This window comes from Streptomyces sp. NTD107, from assembly GCF_059510435.1.
Window position 1 is genome coordinate 1 of the sequence record NZ_JCAJZV010000034.1, and the last position, 2,095, is coordinate 2,095.

General features: G+C 55.5%; 1 protein-coding gene and 1 pseudogene. Both read left to right on the forward strand.

The genetic code is table 11. The features are described 5' to 3' along the window. Positions 1-1,334: pseudogene (locus AC5WRL_RS28015) on the forward strand (hypothetical protein); the annotation flags it as partial. 9 nt (positions 1,335-1,343) lie between these two features. After that, positions 1,344-1,994 (forward strand): hypothetical protein, encoded by a 651-nt coding sequence (locus AC5WRL_RS28020; RefSeq protein ID WP_496091485.1) that lies wholly within the window; start codon positions 1,344-1,346, stop codon positions 1,992-1,994. Positions 1,995-2,095 lie beyond the last annotated feature (101 nt).

Sequence of the window (2,095 nt, forward strand, 5' to 3'; positions counted from 1 at the left end):
TCGAGACGGAATTTCTTCTCGAATACGGCGACGGTCTGATGGACTTCGAGATGGAGTTTGTCAGGGAGTTCGGTGAATCTGCTGATCCCATCACTGGGGCGGGTGGAACGCCCAACTGGAGACTGTGGCAATCCGATGTGCGCCTGAGTTTCGGGGCTGCGGATGATTACGGACTGGACCCTGTGACCGGTTACCTGGAAGCGCTGAGCCATAATCCTGAAGCGTCAACATCCTTCTTCGCCCCACCTGAAACTTTTGACCCGTTGGACATGGATTCCGAGGTCAACAGCCGATTGTCGTACCTCACTCAGGAGCGCTCTTGGTGGAAGAATACAGACGGCTTGGTGCCTCAAATGACGGAAATTCCGTCCGTAGTGGGTGATGCCTTGGTTGCTGCGACCACGGGTGTTGCTCCGGATTCTATTGATCCCGACGACTTGGATAGCAGCATCCGGATGGACCAGCGCACTGCTGATTCCGCCCAGGTTATGGAGCAAGTTGTGCATCTGTACGGGACAATCGACCCCCAGCTTGTTCATGAACAGCCAGAAATGGTGGTCCCGCTTGCACTTATGGGTGCTGCCTATATCGATAATATCGATTACTCCATTTCCTCGGTAACTGAGGAGCGGCGGGATATTCACGCAGAGACCTTTCAGTCGCCCTACGGCGGAGAGCTGGAAAATGGAAAAAATAGCACCATCAGATTCCTTGCAGCTCTGGGGCAAAATGAAGAATCTCATGGGATAATGTCCTGGGCGCAGCAAGCGTATACATTCGCAGCCATGGACAGATTTCCTCCGATGGACGATGACAGCTTCATGCGGGGGACTGAAGTGCTGGATACTGGTGCAACGGTTCGTGGAATTTTGGATCATGCACGTGTAGAGCAGATCGGAGCCGATTACGAAGTCGATTCCGAGGCCAAAAAGGAAGCTCTTGCCAGTTCGGCTGGATGGGCAGGGACGTTTATCGGTGCCACCGTTGGGGCGGGCGTGGCACTTGTTGCTTTGCCTGCAACGGGTGGAGCTGCCGCGGTCCTGGTGCCCATCGGTGCCGATATAGGAGGGGAGCTTCTGACTAATTTCCTTGTGGAAGGCTTGGACGATGGATCGGGAGATCTTCCTGATCCTGGCCAAAGGAAGCAGGTTGAATCATGGGATATATACGGGCGGGGTGAGCATGCCTTGTTGCTGGCCGCAGACGAATATGCCAGTGCTGCAAGGGGCATTGTCTCGGATCGTGATATCTCAGAGATTGAGCGGTCTGTCAGAGATTCTTATAGTTTGGCGAATATTGATGACGATCGATTTGGACAATACCCCTACAAATAAAGGTTCAGCGTGATGTTGCTCGGAAAAATGGACCTACGCCTTTTCCCTTTCTCCGTGGTCGCTGTGTCTCTTGTGTTCCTAACCGGATGTTTTGGCGGGGCGGCGAAGGGAAAACCCGACAATGTTGTCCAGGGGTCCGGAGTTCCTGCAGCCGTTGTCTGCGATGGGCTCTTGGCCGGTGGGTCTGCTGCGAGTCTGGAGGAGTTGACTGGACAGGAGAAGTTCAGCGAATTTGGAGGCGAGAACCCAGCGGAGATGGACGTTTACGTTCAGGATCTTTTGCGAGAAGAGAGGCTTTGGTTTGAATACTGTCGGGTGTTCACTCCGGCAGACACGATGCGGCCAGAGGTGACGTTTTCGTTTGGCTGGCGTGACAGCTTGATCTCAAAGGGATCACTTGATGCTGGCATGTCCACTTATTCCACGGGCGAGATTGCCTATGTTTCAGACGGATCAGCCATTATTGAATTCAAATGCGATATTGGTGCTTCGTCAGGTGCCTACCTTGCGGGAAATCTTTACGTAGCCATGGGGCATCGGGGCGATCCGGACCAGCAGATTGCGATCCTGAACAGCGCGTCCCGCACCATCGCGGACAGCCTTGGCTGCCTCGACGAGTCCGGGCTCGTCGAGGGTGTTCCGCAGCCCGTCGGCCAGTAGATCATTCCTCCGGGAGCCACCCCAGCTGGACCTGGGGGTTGCCCTTCTTGCGGGTGGTCAGGGTGGCTCGGCCGGGGGGCTGGGGGCGGGCGCGGACTCCG